Origin of the sequence: Arthrobacter sp. NPDC057013, assembly GCF_042674585.1 — a bacterium.
Lineage (GTDB): Bacteria > Actinomycetota > Actinomycetes > Actinomycetales > Micrococcaceae > Arthrobacter.
The window spans coordinates 102,471-118,348 of sequence record NZ_JBHUSE010000010.1 but is presented as its reverse complement, the minus strand read 5'-3'; the positions used below and the strand labels follow the sequence as shown (position 1 = coordinate 118,348).

17 protein-coding genes and 1 pseudogene are annotated in these 15,878 nt (G+C 66.2%); 9 read left to right on the top strand and 9 right to left on the bottom strand.

The features are described from left to right. The first annotated feature begins 33 nt into the window (after nt 1–33). Both ACFTSA_RS14690 and ACFTSA_RS14685 read left to right on the top strand, forming a co-directional pair. Complete coding sequence (locus tag ACFTSA_RS14690; protein WP_377952183.1) at nt 34–1,077, top strand: hypothetical protein; 1,044 nt, start codon at nt 34–36, stop codon at nt 1,075–1,077. A 377-nt stretch (nt 1,078–1,454) separates the two neighbouring features. Further along, the gene (locus tag ACFTSA_RS14685; protein ID WP_377952181.1) at nt 1,455–1,880 is read left to right on the top strand and encodes a ChaB family protein; all 426 of its coding nucleotides are present in this window, start codon (nt 1,455–1,457) and stop codon (nt 1,878–1,880) included. 2 nt (nt 1,881–1,882) lie between these two features. On the opposite strand, the gene ACFTSA_RS14680 is transcribed toward ACFTSA_RS14685, so the two are convergent. Continuing rightward, nucleotides 1,883–2,407: a DUF2087 domain-containing protein gene (locus ACFTSA_RS14680; RefSeq protein WP_377952179.1), complete on the bottom strand. Its 525-nt coding sequence runs from the start codon at nt 2,405–2,407 to the stop codon at nt 1,883–1,885. 478 nt (nt 2,408–2,885) lie between these two features. Here ACFTSA_RS14680 and ACFTSA_RS14675 point away from each other — a divergent pair, with 478 nt between their 5' ends. From ACFTSA_RS14675 to ACFTSA_RS14665, 3 genes are all read left to right on the top strand, one after another. After that, on the top strand, nt 2,886–3,725 hold the full coding sequence (locus tag ACFTSA_RS14675; RefSeq protein ID WP_377952177.1) for an aldo/keto reductase: 840 nt from the start codon (nt 2,886–2,888) through the stop codon (nt 3,723–3,725). Nucleotides 3,726–3,736: 11 nt separating this feature from the next. Then, nucleotides 3,737–4,243: a DUF664 domain-containing protein gene (locus tag ACFTSA_RS14670; RefSeq protein WP_377952175.1), complete on the top strand. Its 507-nt coding sequence runs from the start codon at nt 3,737–3,739 to the stop codon at nt 4,241–4,243. 83 nt (nt 4,244–4,326) lie between these two features. Further along, complete coding sequence (locus ACFTSA_RS14665; protein ID WP_377952174.1) at nt 4,327–5,301, top strand: dienelactone hydrolase family protein; 975 nt, start codon at nt 4,327–4,329, stop codon at nt 5,299–5,301. 37 nt (nt 5,302–5,338) lie between these two features. On the opposite strand, the gene ACFTSA_RS14660 is transcribed toward ACFTSA_RS14665, so the two are convergent. The 6 genes and pseudogenes from ACFTSA_RS14660 to ACFTSA_RS14635 all read right to left on the bottom strand — a co-directional run bounded on the left by ACFTSA_RS14660 (nt 5,339) and on the right by ACFTSA_RS14635 (nt 12,012). After that, the gene (locus ACFTSA_RS14660) at nt 5,339–5,947 is read right to left on the bottom strand and encodes a DoxX family protein (RefSeq protein WP_377952172.1); all 609 of its coding nucleotides are present in this window, start codon (nt 5,945–5,947) and stop codon (nt 5,339–5,341) included. Nucleotides 5,948–6,104: 157 nt separating this feature from the next. Beyond that, entirely contained in the window at nt 6,105–6,539 is a 435-nt protein-coding gene (locus ACFTSA_RS14655) for an Hpt domain-containing protein (RefSeq protein WP_377952170.1), read from the bottom strand. A 100-nt stretch (nt 6,540–6,639) separates the two neighbouring features. Then, entirely contained in the window at nt 6,640–7,764 is a 1,125-nt protein-coding gene (gene rlmC, locus ACFTSA_RS14650; RefSeq protein WP_377952169.1) for a 23S rRNA (uracil(747)-C(5))-methyltransferase RlmC, read from the bottom strand. Between the two features lie 45 nt (nt 7,765–7,809). Further along, entirely contained in the window at nt 7,810–8,703 is an 894-nt protein-coding gene (locus ACFTSA_RS14645) for a ribonuclease Z (protein ID WP_377952167.1), read from the bottom strand. Nucleotides 8,704–8,823: 120 nt separating this feature from the next. Further along, nucleotides 8,824–10,051 (bottom strand): annotated as a pseudogene (locus ACFTSA_RS14640) (HNH endonuclease). Between the two features lie 815 nt (nt 10,052–10,866). Beyond that, entirely contained in the window at nt 10,867–12,012 is a 1,146-nt protein-coding gene (locus ACFTSA_RS14635) for a glycoside hydrolase family 16 protein (protein ID WP_377952166.1), read from the bottom strand. Nucleotides 12,013–12,422: 410 nt separating this feature from the next. Here ACFTSA_RS14635 and ACFTSA_RS14630 point away from each other — a divergent pair, with 410 nt between their 5' ends. Next, the gene (locus ACFTSA_RS14630) at nt 12,423–13,079 is read left to right on the top strand and encodes a DNA alkylation repair protein (protein WP_377952165.1); all 657 of its coding nucleotides are present in this window, start codon (nt 12,423–12,425) and stop codon (nt 13,077–13,079) included. 53 nt (nt 13,080–13,132) lie between these two features. On the opposite strand, the gene ACFTSA_RS14625 is transcribed toward ACFTSA_RS14630, so the two are convergent. Continuing rightward, a complete protein-coding gene (locus tag ACFTSA_RS14625; protein WP_377952164.1) occupies nt 13,133–14,503 on the bottom strand; it encodes an ammonium transporter in 1,371 nt (456 codons plus the stop codon). A 239-nt stretch (nt 14,504–14,742) separates the two neighbouring features. Next, the gene (locus ACFTSA_RS14620; protein ID WP_377952163.1) at nt 14,743–14,835 is read right to left on the bottom strand and encodes a hypothetical protein; all 93 of its coding nucleotides are present in this window, start codon (nt 14,833–14,835) and stop codon (nt 14,743–14,745) included. 25 nt (nt 14,836–14,860) lie between these two features. Between ACFTSA_RS14620 and ACFTSA_RS14615 the strand changes: the two genes are divergently transcribed. From ACFTSA_RS14615 to ACFTSA_RS14605, 3 genes are all read left to right on the top strand, one after another. Further along, entirely contained in the window at nt 14,861–15,133 is a 273-nt protein-coding gene (locus ACFTSA_RS14615) for a hypothetical protein (protein WP_377952162.1), read from the top strand. Nucleotides 15,134–15,141: 8 nt separating this feature from the next. Beyond that, a complete protein-coding gene (locus tag ACFTSA_RS14610) occupies nt 15,142–15,582 on the top strand; it encodes a DUF1810 domain-containing protein (protein ID WP_377952161.1) in 441 nt (146 codons plus the stop codon). 96 nt (nt 15,583–15,678) lie between these two features. Then, nucleotides 15,679–15,855: a CsbD family protein gene (locus ACFTSA_RS14605; RefSeq protein WP_003800599.1), complete on the top strand. Its 177-nt coding sequence runs from the start codon at nt 15,679–15,681 to the stop codon at nt 15,853–15,855. Nucleotides 15,856–15,878 lie beyond the last annotated feature (23 nt).

Genomic DNA, 15,878 nt, shown 5'->3' with positions numbered 1-15,878 from the left:
GCCCTGGACTGCCTGGCCGCCGTAGAAAGCGTCATGGGCCGGTACATGGACCGTGTGGCCGCTGCTGACCTGACACTCCTTGATCCTGTGATCCTGGCCGAGGCGCTCGAGGCTGATCTCGCCTCCACGGCGGCGGACGAAGACGACGTTGACCGCGGTGAGTTTGTCGTCGCAGCTGTGCACGGATTTGTCGATTTTCTGGCTGATACTGACCGATGGTCCGGTTCAGCCGAACAGCTCGCCGACGTCGCTGAACTTCTCAACGCCCTTATGGGGGAGACAAATGATTGGGCCCTCGTCGACGTGCCCGTCATCTCCGACGAGGACGCCCTGGACGACTTATCGAAGCTCCCGTTGATCCAGCGGACCACGGCGCTGCTTCAGTGGATCGGCGACGCAAAGCCGGTGACCGCTACAGGTGCGCTGCGGACGAAGGATATCGAAGCGGCGGCGGCGTGCTTCGGGCTGAAAGTCAGGGGCGGCCCCAAACAGGCCGGAGGACCGGAGGCCGGGGACGGCAGTTCGGAAAAGTCCGTGCCGACAGTGCGCAGCATGTATGAGGTGCCGCTGCTGGCGCAGGTGTGGGAGGCGCTGGCCCGCACTGACCTGATCAAGATCGGGTCAACGAAGGCGGAGCCGACGGCGGCCTCCGCCGTTTTCCAGGCCGGCAGTACCCCGGACCGGCTGGAAGAACTCGTGTTCTTCGTCGAACAGTTCCTCTCAGCCTCGGTGCTTGCCTATGACCCTGAACAGCCCTGGGAAGTCCTCGTTGCCGCAACTGTGGCCTCGATACTGCTGGCCGCGGCCTCGGAGGATCCTCCACGGACCAACGCTGTTCTGGACCCGCGGAAAGGTGCATCGGCAGAGGAGAGGGCCACGGTCGAAACCCTTAAAGCCGCGGCCATGCACCAACTCGAGCGCCTTGAGGAGCAGGGGATCCTGACGATCGACACCCATTTCCGGGTCCCGCCTGCCGTCGTCCGCTGCATTGCAACCACTTACGAGGACGCCACGGTGCTGGCAGATCTGGGCCTGCTTGACCTGCCCGACTTCGACCTGGATTCAGAGGATGCCTAGCACCAGGAATCGATGCGTGGCTGTTGGGACGACCCAAGTTTCTTGAGGCGGAAGCGAAGCTTTGAAGCGCGTGCGGGGTCATCGCCGAGGGTTCACGTTTCCTCGATAACCATGCTGTTCCGACAACCTCGCAACCTGGTTGTCCACAGCAGCGGCAAATTGCGAAATGTGTTCCTGATCAGTCATGCCCGCGCCCCCATGTCCCGCAAACTCACTTACGCGACAGCCTAACCACCCGGCGTCGAGCCCACGATCCGGGCTCCCTGAAAATTCTGCGAGGCCAACTTGGCCCGGACACGGCCATGCAAAAGCCAGACATCAGTGCCAAGCTGGTTCCATCGGCATGATTCGTCGGTTGATGAGGGAGCGTGGGTGGCATGCCTAACACCGGCAAGAACGATCACGCCCGCAAGGACGAGCTTCCCTCGACCGTGCAGCGTTCGGACCAGAAAGCCCAGGACACTTTCGCCAAGACTTACGATTCAGCGCTTGAGTCCTATGACAATGACGAGAGCCGGGCGGCCAGAACCGCCTTTGCATCCTTGAAACACAGCTACGAGAAGGTGGGCGACCACTGGGAACCGAAGGAGAAGCGCGGACCCTCCGACCAGCATGCGGCGGAGGGGCTGGGTTCCTCGGCGCCCACTGCGGGAGGCGTGGACACGAACGCCTCCAAGGAGCACCTCTACAAGCGCGCCCGTGAGCTGAACATCGAGGGACGTTCGAAGATGGACAAGGACGAACTTGTCGAGGCACTGCAGAAAGCCAACGATGCCGCCACACGGAAGGCGCGGGGCGGCTAAGCCTATTCGTCTTTGGGTCGGAAGTAAGAGGATCCCGACGGCGTCCGCTCCAGCACGCCGAAATCGATCATGTAGCGTCGCAGCAGCACCACATCGTCGGTGTAGCTGAGAAGCCGTTCGTTGACCCTTCGCTCGGTGAGCTCCTCGCCCGGCTCGAAGGTCTCGCCGGCAATCCAGGCCAGGAGTTCCCGCCGCTCCGTTTGGTTGGCCGGATACCTGTCGATCCGGCCAAGTCGCATGAACCTCGCTACTCCTGTCTGAGGCTGGCGTTTGGGCTGTTGCGTGAGAAGGTCGTGGAAGATCGACTCGGATGCCTCCAGCTCGTTGCCGGCGGTTCGTTCGACCAGGCCTGCATCCAGCAGGGCGGCGATGGCACGTTCACGCCTCTGGCCGGCCAGACTGGGAGACATTTCATCGGGTGCTGCCCCCAGTACTATCTGTGCGTAGGCAGTCCGGGCATCCCGGTTGGCGAGGGCCGCCATCACCCGTCGCCAGTGCGGCCCGCTCTGCCTGGTCTCCCTGCTCACTGCGATTCCCCCTACTATGCTCTGGCCTGCCGGGCCGGTGCCGGTTAGCGTGGGCGGCTACAACAGGCAAAATCGTAGTCCCGGGCGGTTCAGGCCGGAAGGCGCCACCGGCCGCACTCCCGTCCGGGCCACTCAGTAGGAGCAGGCGGTGCTAACGGCAATGGCTTGGACGCAGGAACCGGAAGCGTTCGCCGTCGCTTAGTCGCAATGGGACGTCCTTCTTCCATCGGCCCGAAGTGGCCAGTCAAAGCTCTGGCGCCGGCCCGACGTCGTGATGTGAAATGGTCCCGGGGACAACTGCGAGTGAGCGGGCACGAAACGGCAGAGAACAACCTGGGCTATTGCGCTGGCCGTGTTGGGCGCATGGCTTCCGAAGTCATACCAATGGTCCAGGTGGCCCACTCAGTCGTGGGTCTCTCCGCCTCCGCCCGGCGGGAGGCATACTTAGGGTGACCCGCCGCCGAAGCAGAGGATTCTCATGACCCCGATCGAGGCAGTACCGAATGTCACCCTGAACAACGGGGTCCGGATCCCGCAGCTTGGCTTCGGCGTCTTCCAGGTTCCGCCGGAAGAAACGCAGCGCATCGTGGAGGATGCCCTGGAAGCCGGCTACCGCCACATCGATACGGCGGCGGCATACGGCAACGAGGCCGGGGTTGGCGCCGCGATTGGCGCCTCGGGAATACCCCGTGAGGACATCTTCCTCACCACCAAGCTGCGCAACGGCGAGCAGGGGAAGGCCCAGGAAGCCTTCCGGAACAGCCGCCGTGCACTGGGCGTCGACTACATCGACCTGTACCTCATCCACTGGCCGGTGCCATCCCGGAACCTTTTCACCGAGGCATGGAAAGCCATGGAGAAGCTGTACGCAGGCGGCGAGATCCGGGCGATCGGCGTGTCAAACTTCCTGGCGGATCACCTGGATACGCTCCTCCAGTTGGCGGACGTTGTTCCGGCGGTCAACCAGATTGAGCTGCACCCCACGTTCCAGCAGCCCGAACTGGCGGCGAAGAGCCGCTCCCTGGGCATTGCGGTAGAGGCATACAGCCCCCTGGGCCAAGGAGCTGACCTGGACGCCGTGGCCGTCACATCCCTGGCCGGCAAATACGGCGTCACCCCTGCACAGGTTGTGCTGGCCTGGCACCTCGCCCAGGGCACTATCGTTATTCCCAAATCAGCCAACAGCGGCCGGATGCGGGACAACCTGGCGGCCGCCGCCGTCGTGCTGACGCCTGCCGAGCTTAGCGGGATCACCGCCCTCGACGCTGGTGCCCGTATTGGTGCTGATCCAGCCGTTGCCGCCCACAGCCAGATGTAAAAGGGGACCCGATGAAATCCAACGAAGTGTTGCTCGACGCCTTTGGCCGCATCCGCGAAATCGTGGAAGCCACGCTCGAAGGGCTCGACGACGAAGCCCTGGCCCGCCGGCCCGCCGGCAACGGCAACTCCATCGCGTGGCTGATCTGGCACCTCAGCCGGGTGGAGGACGCGCAGGTCGCTTCGGCTGCCGGGCTCCAACAGGTCTGGACTTCGCAGGGATTCGCTCGCCGCTTTGGCCTGCCGCTGCCCGAACGGGACACCGGCTACGGCCATTCGTCGGACAAGGTTGATGCCGTGCGGGCGCCGCGGGAGCTGCTCGCGGAATACTACGAGGCGGTCCACCGGCAGACGGCTGAGGTTCTGGACGCACTCGGCGACGACGGCCTTGACCGTGTCGTGGATACCCGCTGGGACCCGCCGGTCACCTTCGGCGTCCGCCTGGTCAGCACGATTGCCGACTGCCTTCAGCATGCGGGGCAGGCCGCCTATGCCAAGGGCCTCAAAGGCGGCGCTTAGGCCTGGCCGACCCGGCGCACGGTCCTCTTGCCTGGTATCGGGGTTCGGTGGAGGATAAGCGGCAAAAACTCCAGGAGGCCGTCATGACCCAGCTTGGCAAGTTTGAAAAGTACCTGATCGAGGAATTTTTCGACGACTACCGTGCCGGGGCCATGAGCCAGCACACCTTCACCCGCCGGGTCGCGTTCATCACCGGGAGCATGGCTGCCGCGGCCGCCGCGATGCTCTTGGTCGGGTGCACGCCGCAGGAAGTTCCGCGCAGCACCGACCCCATGCCCACTCCCACCCCGACGTCAGGCTCAGCTACGGGCACCTCCTCAGGCGGCGCCGTCCCGGGGGCGAAGAGCCCGCTGTCCGTTCCCGAGGGGGCGGCCGGAATTACGACGTCGACAGTGACGTTTGCGTCCGGCGGCACCGGGATCAGTGGTTACCTCGCCAGACCCGAAGGCGGGAAGCCCGGCCCCGCCGTCCTGGTCTGCCACGAGAACCGCGGGCTGACACCCCACATCCAGGACGTGGCCCGACGCTTCGCGAAGGAAGGATATGCGGCCCTGGCGATTGACCTGCTGAGCAGGGAAGGCGGCACGGCGAGCCTGGACCGGGATGCCGTTCCGGGTGCCCTCACGCAGGCGGGTGCCCAGCGGCACGTCGCGGACTTTGCCGCGGGGTTCGACTACCTCCAGAAGCAGGACTTCGTGGAGCAGGGCCGGATCGCCATGACCGGCTACTGTTTCGGCGGGGGCATCACCTGGCAGTCGGCGGTGGAGATCACCGGTCTCAAGGCGACGTCGGCTTTCTACGGTCCGGCCCCTGACCTGGACAAGGTGACCTCCATCAAGCCTGCCGTGTTCGGTGTCTACGCCGAACTGGACGACAGGATCACCGGACCCATGCCGCAACTCCGGGATGCCCTGGCGGCAGCCAGCGTTCGCCACCAGCTCAAGGTGTATCCCGGCGTCGACCACGCCTTCCATAACGACACCGGCGACCGCTACAACGAGCAGCAGGCAACGGCCGCCTGGAACGACACGCTGGCGTGGTTCAGGAAGTACGTTTAGCCGTTGCCTGGCCGGCGGTTGCCTGGAGGGCCGCTGCCTAGCCGGCCGTGTCCGGGCTGGCCCCGTCCGGGGCTGCAGCGCTCGCGGTGTCCGCTCCGGACTGGCGGCCGGAGGCGTCGTGGGCCAGGGCCTTCTGCCGGCGGTACACCTGGACCGCGATGGCCGTCGGGATCACGGCCAGGGCAACGGCCCGCATCCAGGGTCGGTCCAGGACGTGGCCGGTGACGGAGTCGAGGGAGAAGCTGCCCGGCCCGCCTATCGTGAAGGATGCCGCCGCGAGCCCCAGGACGGCCGGGTATTCAAGGCCGCCTTCCGTGGCGAAGAAGCCGTTGGGGGCATGCACGCTGGCCGCAACACCCATGGTGGTGGCAGCAGCTGCACCCGCAGCCGGAGTGCCGAAGCCCAGTGCCAGGGCAAGGCCGGCACCCGCTTCGCCCAGGCCGGCGAGGACCGCGCTTGGCTTCGCCGGCCGGAAGCCCATGGCGTGCATGCCCTTGCTGGTGCCCTCGATCCCGCCGCCGCCGAACCAGCCGAAGAGCTTTTGGGTGCCGTGGGCAATGAGGACGCCGCCGAGGCCCACGCGGAAAATGGTCTGTGCGGCAGTGGCGGCGACCGGGGCGACTGGGCTGGTGCTGGTGCGGCTCATGGAAATCCTCCTGTAAACGGTTCAGCCGTTCGGCTGCTCTTCAGGCGATCCTGTCCGACGATTCTAACGTCCGCGGGCGGCGGGGACTCCGGAGACTTTGGTCCGGTGCCCCGTGAGGTGCCAGCGGACACGGTGAGCCGGGCACGCGCCGTCGTCCTTAGTCCTGGCCCTTGGGCCGTGACTGCGGGAGGAGCCCCTGCCGCCCGGCTTCACGCACCAGAAGCCGGATGTTCGCGTACAGCACCGCCCTGACCGCGTCGGGCTCGAGCCGCTGCCCGCGCCGGATGCGTGATTCCAGTTCCTTGCAGCACCGCTCGAGACGCAGGGCACCGGCCATGGCGGAAGTCGCCTTCAGGCTGACGACGGCGTCCGCCGCCATCCGCGGGTCAGCGCCGGCCAGGGCGCGAAGGATCTTCGACGCCCGGTCCGGCAACATCTGAAGGTAGTCATCGATGAAGGCTTCCGCGAAGGCGGGACCCACCTCGGCGGCAAGGGTCTGCAGCGGGCCGGCATCCAGGACGGGGATATCCTCTGCGCCGTTCACCGTGTACCGCCTGCTGTTGTCCCCTGCATGTCCTGCCCATCGCTCCATGCCGCGACCCTGCTGCGCGGCTTACCGGACACTGTCCCGCGGAGACCTCAAGACGGGAGAAACATTTGCCGATGTTCGGATCAAGAATGCAGTGATGTCGCTAGGCCCTCTCGAGCAGCACCATGACCTCGTAGTGCGTGGTCTGCGGGAACATGTCAAGCACCCGTGCCCGCCGGGCGGTGAACGAGGGGAGCGCCGCCAGGTCACGGGCCAGTGACTGCGCATTACAGCTGGAATACACCACGTGCTGTACGGAGGACGCTTCCAGCCAGCCGCACAGTTCCTTGCCTATGCCACGCCGTGGCGGATTGACGATAACCAGCTCGGGCGCCCGGTCCGCGGCGACGGCAAAGGCAGTGGCATCACCCGCCTCGAAGTGCATCCGCTGCAGGCCTGCCTCGTCGCTGCTGAGCTTGGCCGAAACGATGGCTTCGCGGCTGGTTTCGATGCCGGTGACGTCGCGGGACGGAGCGGCGCAGTGCAGGGCAAAACCGCCGACGCCGCAGTACAGGTCCCAGACCGACGCCGGCGCCAATTCGTTGACCCACTCCCGGCCCTGCCGGTACAGGGCTGCTGCCATGTCGCTGTTCGTCTGGAAGAAGCTCTGCGGCCGGAGGTGGAGGTCGAGCTCATTGACGCGCATCCGCAGCGTGGACTGCCCGGTGAGCAGAATTTCGCGGTCACCTTCCAGGACTGCCTTGTGTTCCGGGTGCAGGTTAACCGAGACAACCTTCATCTGCGGCAGGGCGGCCAGCAGCGCGGGAAGGTGCTCCCGGATGCGCGGCACCAGCTTTTCCGAACGCAGGACCAGACGGAGCATCATCTCGCCGTCGGGCGATTCGGTAATGATCAGGTGCTTGAGCTCGCCGCTGCGCCGCGGGACATCGTAGGGCGTCAGGTGGGCCCGGCTGATGAAGGCCGCCAGGACGGGGAAGCACTCGAGGAGCCCCGGGGAGCAGACGCCGCATTCGCGCAGGTCAACGCCGCGGCCCTCGGCATCAAGAATCCCGATGCTGGGGTTCCTGGCCGTTCCGCCCACCACCATTTTGGCCTTGTTGCGGAATCCGGACTCGCGGCTCGCCACAGGCGGCAGCCACTCTAGGGACGCATGGTCGGAGAGCAGTGTCTGGCAGTGGAGCTGCTTGCCCGCCAGCTGCTCGTCGTAGGGCCTGCCCATGTGGGTGCAGGAGAGGCAGCGGGCGGCATCGAAGTAGGAACATTGCATGTCTGGTTAATTCTACTTTTTCTGCAGGCTACTTCCGGCCGCCCGTCAGGAAGGCGGCCGCTGCCGCTTGGGAAGGCTGATCCGGTCCAGGTCGTTGGCGGGTACGACGGCGGTCCCTCCTGAGCGGGCCCGTACCTGTTGGGCGAGGATATCCACGTCCCCGTACCGGGACGAAAAGTGGGTGAGGACGAGTTTCCCGACGCCGCCGTTGGCGGCCAGGGCCCCGGCCTGCCCGGCCGTGAGGTGCGCGTACTGCGCCGCCAACCCGGCGTCGTCGTCGCTGAAGGTGGATTCCGTGACGAGGAGGTCCACCCCGTCGGCCAGGCCCTCGGCTCCCTCGCACGGTGCCGTGTCCATGATGAAGGCGAAGCCCTGGCCCGGGCGCGGAATGCTGACGTCCTCAAGCCGCACACCCCGCAGGACTCCCTCCCGCTGCAGAAGGCCCGCGTCCGGGCCCGTAATGCCCGCCACCGCCAGCCGCTCCGGCAGCATCGTGCGGCCATCCGGCTCGGTCAGCCGGTAGCCGTAGGTCTCGATCCGGTGGCGGAGGGGCCGCACCTCGAGCCCCGGGGCGATTTCCCCGGAATCCGAGTGGGGCCGCAGGCGAAGGTCGATTCCGGGTGAGGCCACGGAGACCAGCGCCCGGACAACATCCTCTCCGGACGCGGGATAGTGAAGGTGCACCGGGTGCTTTACACCGTCCAGGGCCATGCGGGACAGCACGCCGGGAAGCCCGTAGCAGTGGTCACCGTGGACGTGGGTCAGGCAGATGCGGGTGATCTGGTTGGCGGAAACACCGGCATGGATCATCTGCCGCTGGGTGCCTTCGCCAGGGTCGAAGAGCAGGCCCTCCCCGTCCCACCGCAGCAGGTAGCCGTTGTGGTTGCGCGTCCGCGTCGGGACTTGCGATGCGGTGCCAAGGACGACGAGTTCGCGCATGACACCGAGTGTCTCACAGGCCAGGCGGTCAGCAGGCTTGTGGGACAGCAGGCCGGCAGGCCCCGATCGGCGTGCGCTCGCCGGCGGCGGCGTTCACGGGCATCTTCCGGGATACGGGCGTCACCCGGAACCCGGCGGGGACTTTCCTAGGCACGTGCCCGGTAGCGGCGGTGCGGTGGATTGGTAGGTGTGCCCGGTGGGTGTGGTGATTTCGATGGTGTGGCGGGGTCCTGGTCGGGGTTTCACTGTCCAGCCGGGGAGTTCTTTGGTGTGGTTGCAGGCGTCGCAGAGTCCGGCGCCATTGCTTAACGAGGTGGTTCCGCCGTTGTGCCGGGGGATGATGTGGTCGTGGTGGCGGATGGGGGCGTCGCAATACGGGGTTCGGCACGTGTCGTCCCTGATTTGGATGAAGCGGCGCAGCGGGGCGGGGAAAAGGCGCCGTCTCGAGTCCATGGCCACCAAGTCTCCGGTGCCCGGGGCGGTGTAGAGCCGCCGGACCCAGGTTTTGAGTTCTTTCAGGCCCGGGGCTGCGTTGTTCTCGGCTGTCGTGCGGTCGCGGGATGGGAGGGTCTGGTCCTGCCGGCGGGGTGATTGAAGCTGTTCCGGGCTCTGGCCCTGCGTCGGGTTTTGCTCGGGCTCCGGGTCCTGCGCCTGCGTCATCAGGTTGCGGGCGAAGTCGCCGGGGACGGTGCCGTAGCCCGGTATGTGGGCGGGTTCGCTGTCGCCTTGGAGGAGGGTGCGGTCGGTGATGACGAGGTTGAGTTCGATGCCGGTGATGCCGCCGGGGGTGCCGGTGGTCCTTTCGACGAGGGTGTCGGCTTTGATCTGGTCGCGGGTGCGTGGGTCGCCGGCGGCGGTGAGGGTGTCGGCGTTCCGGGTGAGCGCCGCGAAAACTGCGACGCCTTCGTGGACGGGCAGCAGCGCTGACAGGTGGGTCATGCAGTCCGGTGCGGGGCGCAGGCTCACCCTGCGTTCGGCGGGGGGCGTGGCTGGTGCGTTGGGCGACGGAACGGGGGTCCTTGCGGATGGCGGCGGCGCGGACGGCTGCGATGACGGTCCGGGTTCCGGCGCCGGTGAAGGTTCCGGTGTCGGCGGCGAGTTCCTCATCAACCGCGGCCCGGTCTTCGACGCTCAAACAGGCGGTCTCTTTCGCGATGTGGGTGACGCGTTCTTCGTTCAGCTGCCCGGTGTCCAGGGCGGCCTGGGTGTGGGGCATCTGCACCAGCGCTTTGGCCGTGCCGAGCAGCCGGTGCCCGCGGTTGGGGGATTCGCCCCGGGCGAGTGCGATCTGCTCCGCCGCACCCAGGTCACGGTCTTTGGCGCGGGCCTCGCCCAGTTCTTTGCCCAGGTCTTCGGCGGCCAGGGGCGGGCGGTCGGTGGATTCCTGCCGGAGCCGGGCCTCGAAGGTCACCGACAGCCGCGCCTGCTGCCTGGCAGCCCAGCACTTGACGTTCTCGTACCCGCGGACCTGATCGATCAGCCCCGCATTGTCGGCCGTGAGGTCAGCTGGTGGCAGAAACCACCCGGGCGTCGATCCAGTGCCCTTGACGCTGCCGTCATCCAAAGACCTGTCATCAAAGAGGTCCCCCTCGAAAGGACGGTCCGCAAACAGGGCTTCGGGAAACAGGTCCTCCGGCAACGATGCCGGGTACACGGCATCGGGATCATCGTCATACGGCAACCCGTAGTACGGATCGACGTCGAGAACCGCGGCAGCCTGCAGGACAACGCCGCGCCGCGTCCCCGCTGTCAGTTCCGAATTCCCGAAGCTTTCCATGAACACAGTCTGCCAAGGGGGTCTGACAGTAAAGCGCCGATCAGGGACCGGATTCAGGCGGAATTCAAAAACCTTTTTAGATCAGCTGGACCCGTTGCGGTCCACTGTCCGTCGGGCGCCTCGCCGGTCCGGTCCGGTGGTTCCGGCGTCGCGGGTGGGGGCGACTTGGCGTTCCCACCGGTGAGAACGCCCTGTGCTGCTGCTTAGTTGGCCGGGGGAGGCCAAAGGAATGGGGCACTAGGGAATGGGAGCACTAGGGAACGGGGTGTTAAGCGGCGAAGGGTGCCCGCACTAAGTGAACCGCTGCCCGGAAGTCGGAACTGAATTTCAGTCCAACTTTCGGGGAGTAGTTCATAAGCGGGCACCCTTCGTGACAGTCGGGCTGTTTACTTGTAGACGCGCACCCAGTCGACCTGCATCTGGGAAGGCGTGAGGCTCGAACCGTCCGGGAACCAGTCGAGCTGCAGCGTCTGGTGCATGCTGCCGGAGGGCTGGTGGGCCGGGTTGGTGTCGGTAAACGTCTTTACCCCGTCGATGTAACCGGTGATGCCCGTGGGGGTCCACTCCACCGCGTAGTTGTGCCACTGCGTAGTGTCAACGGCCTTCGTGGCGTAGGTCTGCTTGCTGGAGCCACTGCAGGCGTAGTGCAGGAAGAACTTCACCAGTGCTGTTTCAGAGGTGCTCTCGGCGTAGTCGATCTCGGCGCAAGTCGAGGACTTGGTGTCGGGCCACAGGATGAGGACCGGATGGTATTCCGGATCACGCTTGTTCGTCTTCATGCGGGTTTCCCAGCGGCCGTACTTCTGCTTCGCGAACTTGGCAGACATGCCGCCCGTGGTTCCCGCAGAGTTACCGCTGACGGTTGCCACGCCGTTGGCCACTGACCACGCCTTGGGACTGCGCAGACCATTGCCTGCATGGCCGGAGCTGTTGTAGACGCTCCACTTTGTGCCGTCCGGAGCGCCGGTGTAGTTGAACTCGTCGCCGGCGACGACCGAACCCCAACCGAGAGTGCTTGCGGCCTGGGTGCCGCTTCCCGGTGTGGATGCTGCCGGCGTCACTGCTGCCGGAGCGACAGCGGCCGGTGCAGGAGCGGTCTTGGCGGGAACCGCCGGTGCCTTCGGCGCCGCGGCCGCGACGGCAGGGGCGGGAGCGGCAGCGACAGGGGCGACGACGGCGGTCGCGGCCTTCGCCGGTGCGGCTTGAGCGGTGGTCTCCGTCAGTGCAGGAGCTTTGGCCGCCGCAGCTTTAGCTGCTGCCGGCTTGGCAGCTGCGGCTTTCGCCGTGGCGGCCTTCTTGGCGGCGGCAGCCTTCGCTGCCGCAGCTTCGGTGGCGCCCGACGGCGAGACGGCCGATGCCCTCTTCGCGGCAGTGGAGCCCGTGGACGACGCGACGGCGGCCTGCCTGGTGAAGGTCGATCCGACACCGGCAGCAGCATGTTCGGGAGCCTGCTCCGCGGAGGGAGTGAGGCCGCATCCGGTCAGCGAAAGCGCGCCGATGCTAATGGCAATGGCTATGTTCTTCTTAAGCAAAAGACCCCTCCGGGCAAACGGCTGCCGCGCAGAAGGCAGCCACAATGTAGGTGGAAAAAGAACAGCACGAAGCGATTCTGGACCCCGGTCGACGGGGCCGGAGCGGCCTGACTGCCGCCCTGCGCATCCGGAGCCCAACGCTGGCCTCCGGGACCCCCAGCGGGGCCGTCCCCTGGGGAACAGGTGTCAACGTTACTTGATCGTTACCAACGCCCGCAAAGCGCCACGAAGACCGCGGGCGGGCTGTGCAGTGGTTTCGCCTGACTGACCTGCGGGAACACTTTTATGACGCAGGCCGGAAACACGGCCCCTTCCCGCCTGCAAAACGGATCGCTCCGCCGTCGAACACGAGGAACCGTGTCGGGGGGTGGAGTTGGACTGCCCGGGGCCTGGACCGAAAGAATGGGCGGGTGAGTGCTGCCGGCGAATTCGTGGACGACACCCTGCAGCGCGAGGCGTCGTGGTACCGGGCCGAGGACATGCGTCACCAGTTCGGCAGTGCGATGCGGTACTACGGGGCGTCGGTGGGGGCGGTGCGCGGAACGGTCCGTGACGCCCTTCGCCGCCATGCCGCACTGGCGCACGATGAGGTCACCGCCCTGAGTTCCGAGCTCTGGGAGGTGCCTGTTTACGAGCGGCGCCTGGCCGCCGTCGTCCTCCTGCAGTCCAAGGTGGAGCTGCTGACCAACTCCGACCTGACGCGCATCGAGGGCTTTGTGCGGGACGCACAAATGCCGACGCTGGTGGACCCGCTCGCCGTCGATGTCGTTGGCCCGCTGGTGGAGGGGCTTGAGGGGCAGCAGCGTGGACGTGCGGACGCGGTGCTGGACCGGTGGGCGGGGGACCCGGACGTCTGGCTCCGGCGTGCGTCGCTGATGGCGCCGCTGCGGGCACTCAAGGCCGGCAGGGGTGACTGGGATGGCTTCGTGCGCCGCGCCAAAATCGCAGCTGACGTACCAACTGCATCGACGACGGCGGGCAGCCGCCCCGACCAGGAGGGCGTTGAGGCCGTACTGGATGCCGTGGCCGAGCGAAGGCCCGAACTCCGGCTTGCCTTCCGCCACTGACCCGCGGATCCCGCGAACCGCGTATCTACCGGCGGAGGTACTAGCCGGACGTACTAGGCGGAAGCCGGTGCCGGCTGCAGTTCCTCCGCCGCCTCAAGGGAAACTTCACCTTCCGCAGCGGGACCCGCAGGCGTGCCCGCCGGGCGAGCGGACGGAACGGCGGCGAACTGCTGGCGCAGCGGGTGGAACTGGCTGTGCCCCATGTTGCCGAATTCGTAGGCGCTCTCGGCGTGCTCGGACCGGTCGACGCCGGCAAGCTCGGCCTCATGGCTGACCCGGAAGCCGATGGTCTTGTGAATCGCAAGGCCGATGATGGCGGTCATCAGCCCGGAGAGTGCGAGCGTGATGAGGACGGCCACCGTCTGGGCGATGAGCTGCTGGACGCCGCCGCCGTAGAAGAGGCCGCCGCCTTCGCCGTCGACAGGGAGGGCGACGAAGCCGAGGGCGAGGGTGCCCACCAGGCCGGAACCCAGGTGCACGCCGACAACATCCAGGGAGTCGTCGAAGCCGTACTTGAACTTCAACTCGACGAAGAGCGCCGAGGCTACGCCGGACACCAGGCCCAGGCCGATGGCGGCCACTGGGCTGATGTTGGCGCACGACGGCGTGATGGCCACCAAGCCGGCGACGGCACCGGATGCTGCGCCCAGGGAAGTGGGGTGGCCGTGGCGGACCTTTTCGGTGAGGAGCCAGGTGAGCATGGCGGCACACGGGGTAACGAGGGTGTTGACCCAGATCAGTCCGGCCTGTTCCGCGGTGGTTGCGGCGCCGGCGTTGAAGCCGAACCAGCCGAACCAGAGGAGCCCGGCGCCGAGCATGATGAACGGAACGTTGTGCGGGCGGTGTCCCGGGTCCTTGCCGAAACCGTGGCGCTTGCCGACGATCACGGCCAGTACCAGGGCGGCGATGCCGGAGCTGATTTCGACGACGGCGCCGCCGGCGAAGTCGATGACCTGGCCGAAGATGGCGGTCACTGCTCCGCCCTGGCTCATGAGGCCGCCGCCCCAGATCATGAATGCGAGCGGGCAGTAAACGGCAGTGATCCAGATCGGCACGAAAAGAACCCAGGCGGTGAACTTGGCGCGGTCGGCGATCGCACCGCTGATGAGGGCCACGGTGAGGATTGCGAACGTTCCGGCGAAGCCGGCCTTGATCAGGTCCGGGGTGCCCATGAGGCCGCTTAGTCCGAAGCTGGCGAACGGGTTGCCAAACAGGCCCAGGACGCCTTCGCCGGTGCTCATCGAGTAACCCCACAGCACCCAGACGACGCCGACGATGCCGGCGGACACGAAGCTCATCATGATCATGTTGAGAGATGCCTTGGCGCGGGTCATGCCGCCATAGAAGAGGCCCAGTGCCGGGGTCATGAGCAGCACCAGCGCCGCCGACACCATCATCCAAACGTTCGCCGCAGTGATTTCCACGCGTTTTCCCTTCCCAGGAACCTCATCCTTTCCGCGGCCCGCCGATGCCGGTGCCACGCCCCTCATTGATATTCGGGGATTCATGTTTCGGTACTGGGCGTGGCAGGTTACACGGGCGTTTCGAAAATCGCGCCTACGTAAAGCCCGCGTGACTGCCATGTTTCGGGTTTGTTAACGGAGTCTGTTGGCCAGTGTGGTTTTCCGACTGCCGCCGCCGTTGCTTTGCCGGAAACCGGGGCTCATCCGGTCGATGGCCGTGAAAGGTGCCCGTGGAAGGCCGCGTTACAAGCACATGAATAAAACATATCCATGGGCTGGTCTGTTGACCGCATCTGAGCGGGGCAGCCACCATGGGATATGACTGAATCTGCAGCTACCGGCGATGACTACTTCTCCGAGAATCCACACGCGGATGTTGCGGCGGAAGCCGCTGACGCCACGGCAGGGGCGGACAGCCCCGGTACCGTCGAAGGCATCGCCGAGGAGGTGCGCGACGAGATCCGGCTGGGCCATGTGGACGACGATGTGAGCCACGTCCTCAAGGAACGGCTGGACGGCGCCGGCATCAGCATGCGGCCCGAGGACGTGGATGACCTCGCCGAGGACATCGAACGGGACGTGTCCAGCTAGGGACCGCAATGAACGACCCATATGACTTGGAGCGGTTCCTCACTGCGCAGAACGACGGTGCCACCTATGCCCAGGCCCTGGAGGAACTCCGTGCAGGCAGCAAGCGCAGCCACTGGATGTGGTTCGTCTTTCCCCAGGTTGCCGGCCTCGGGCAAAGCGCCACTTCCAGAAGATACGCCATCGCATCCCTTGATGAAGCCCGGGCCTACCTGCAGCATCCCGTGCTGGGACCGCGGCTGATCGAAAGCGCCACGGCAGTGGATAACGTGGAGAACCGCGGCGCTGCGGAGATTTTCGGTGGCATCGACTCCCGGAAGCTTCAGTCCTCCATGACACTGTTCCTGCGGGCGGCCCCCGAAGAACAGGTGTTCCGGCGCGTTTTGGAACACTACTTCGGCGGGGAGGCCGACTCCGCCACCGACGGGCTGTTGGCGGGCCCTCGCAGCTAAGTGGTAGCTGCCCTTCACCCGGATGGGTGGCGGACCTAGACTGGGAGGACGAGCCAGCCTGCAGCCAGCGGGCTGGGCAGACGGAAGGACAGTGGCATGGGTCTGGACGACAAGATCGACAACGCAGCAGAAAAGCTTGGCGGCAAGGCCAAGGAGGGGGCTGGCAAGGCCAGTGACGATCCGGGCCTCGAAGCCGAGGGCAAGACTGACCAGGCGAAGGCCGATCTGAAACAGGCCGGTGAAAAGGTCAAGGACGCCTTCAAGAAGGACTGACCAAACAGGATCATTACGTCTGA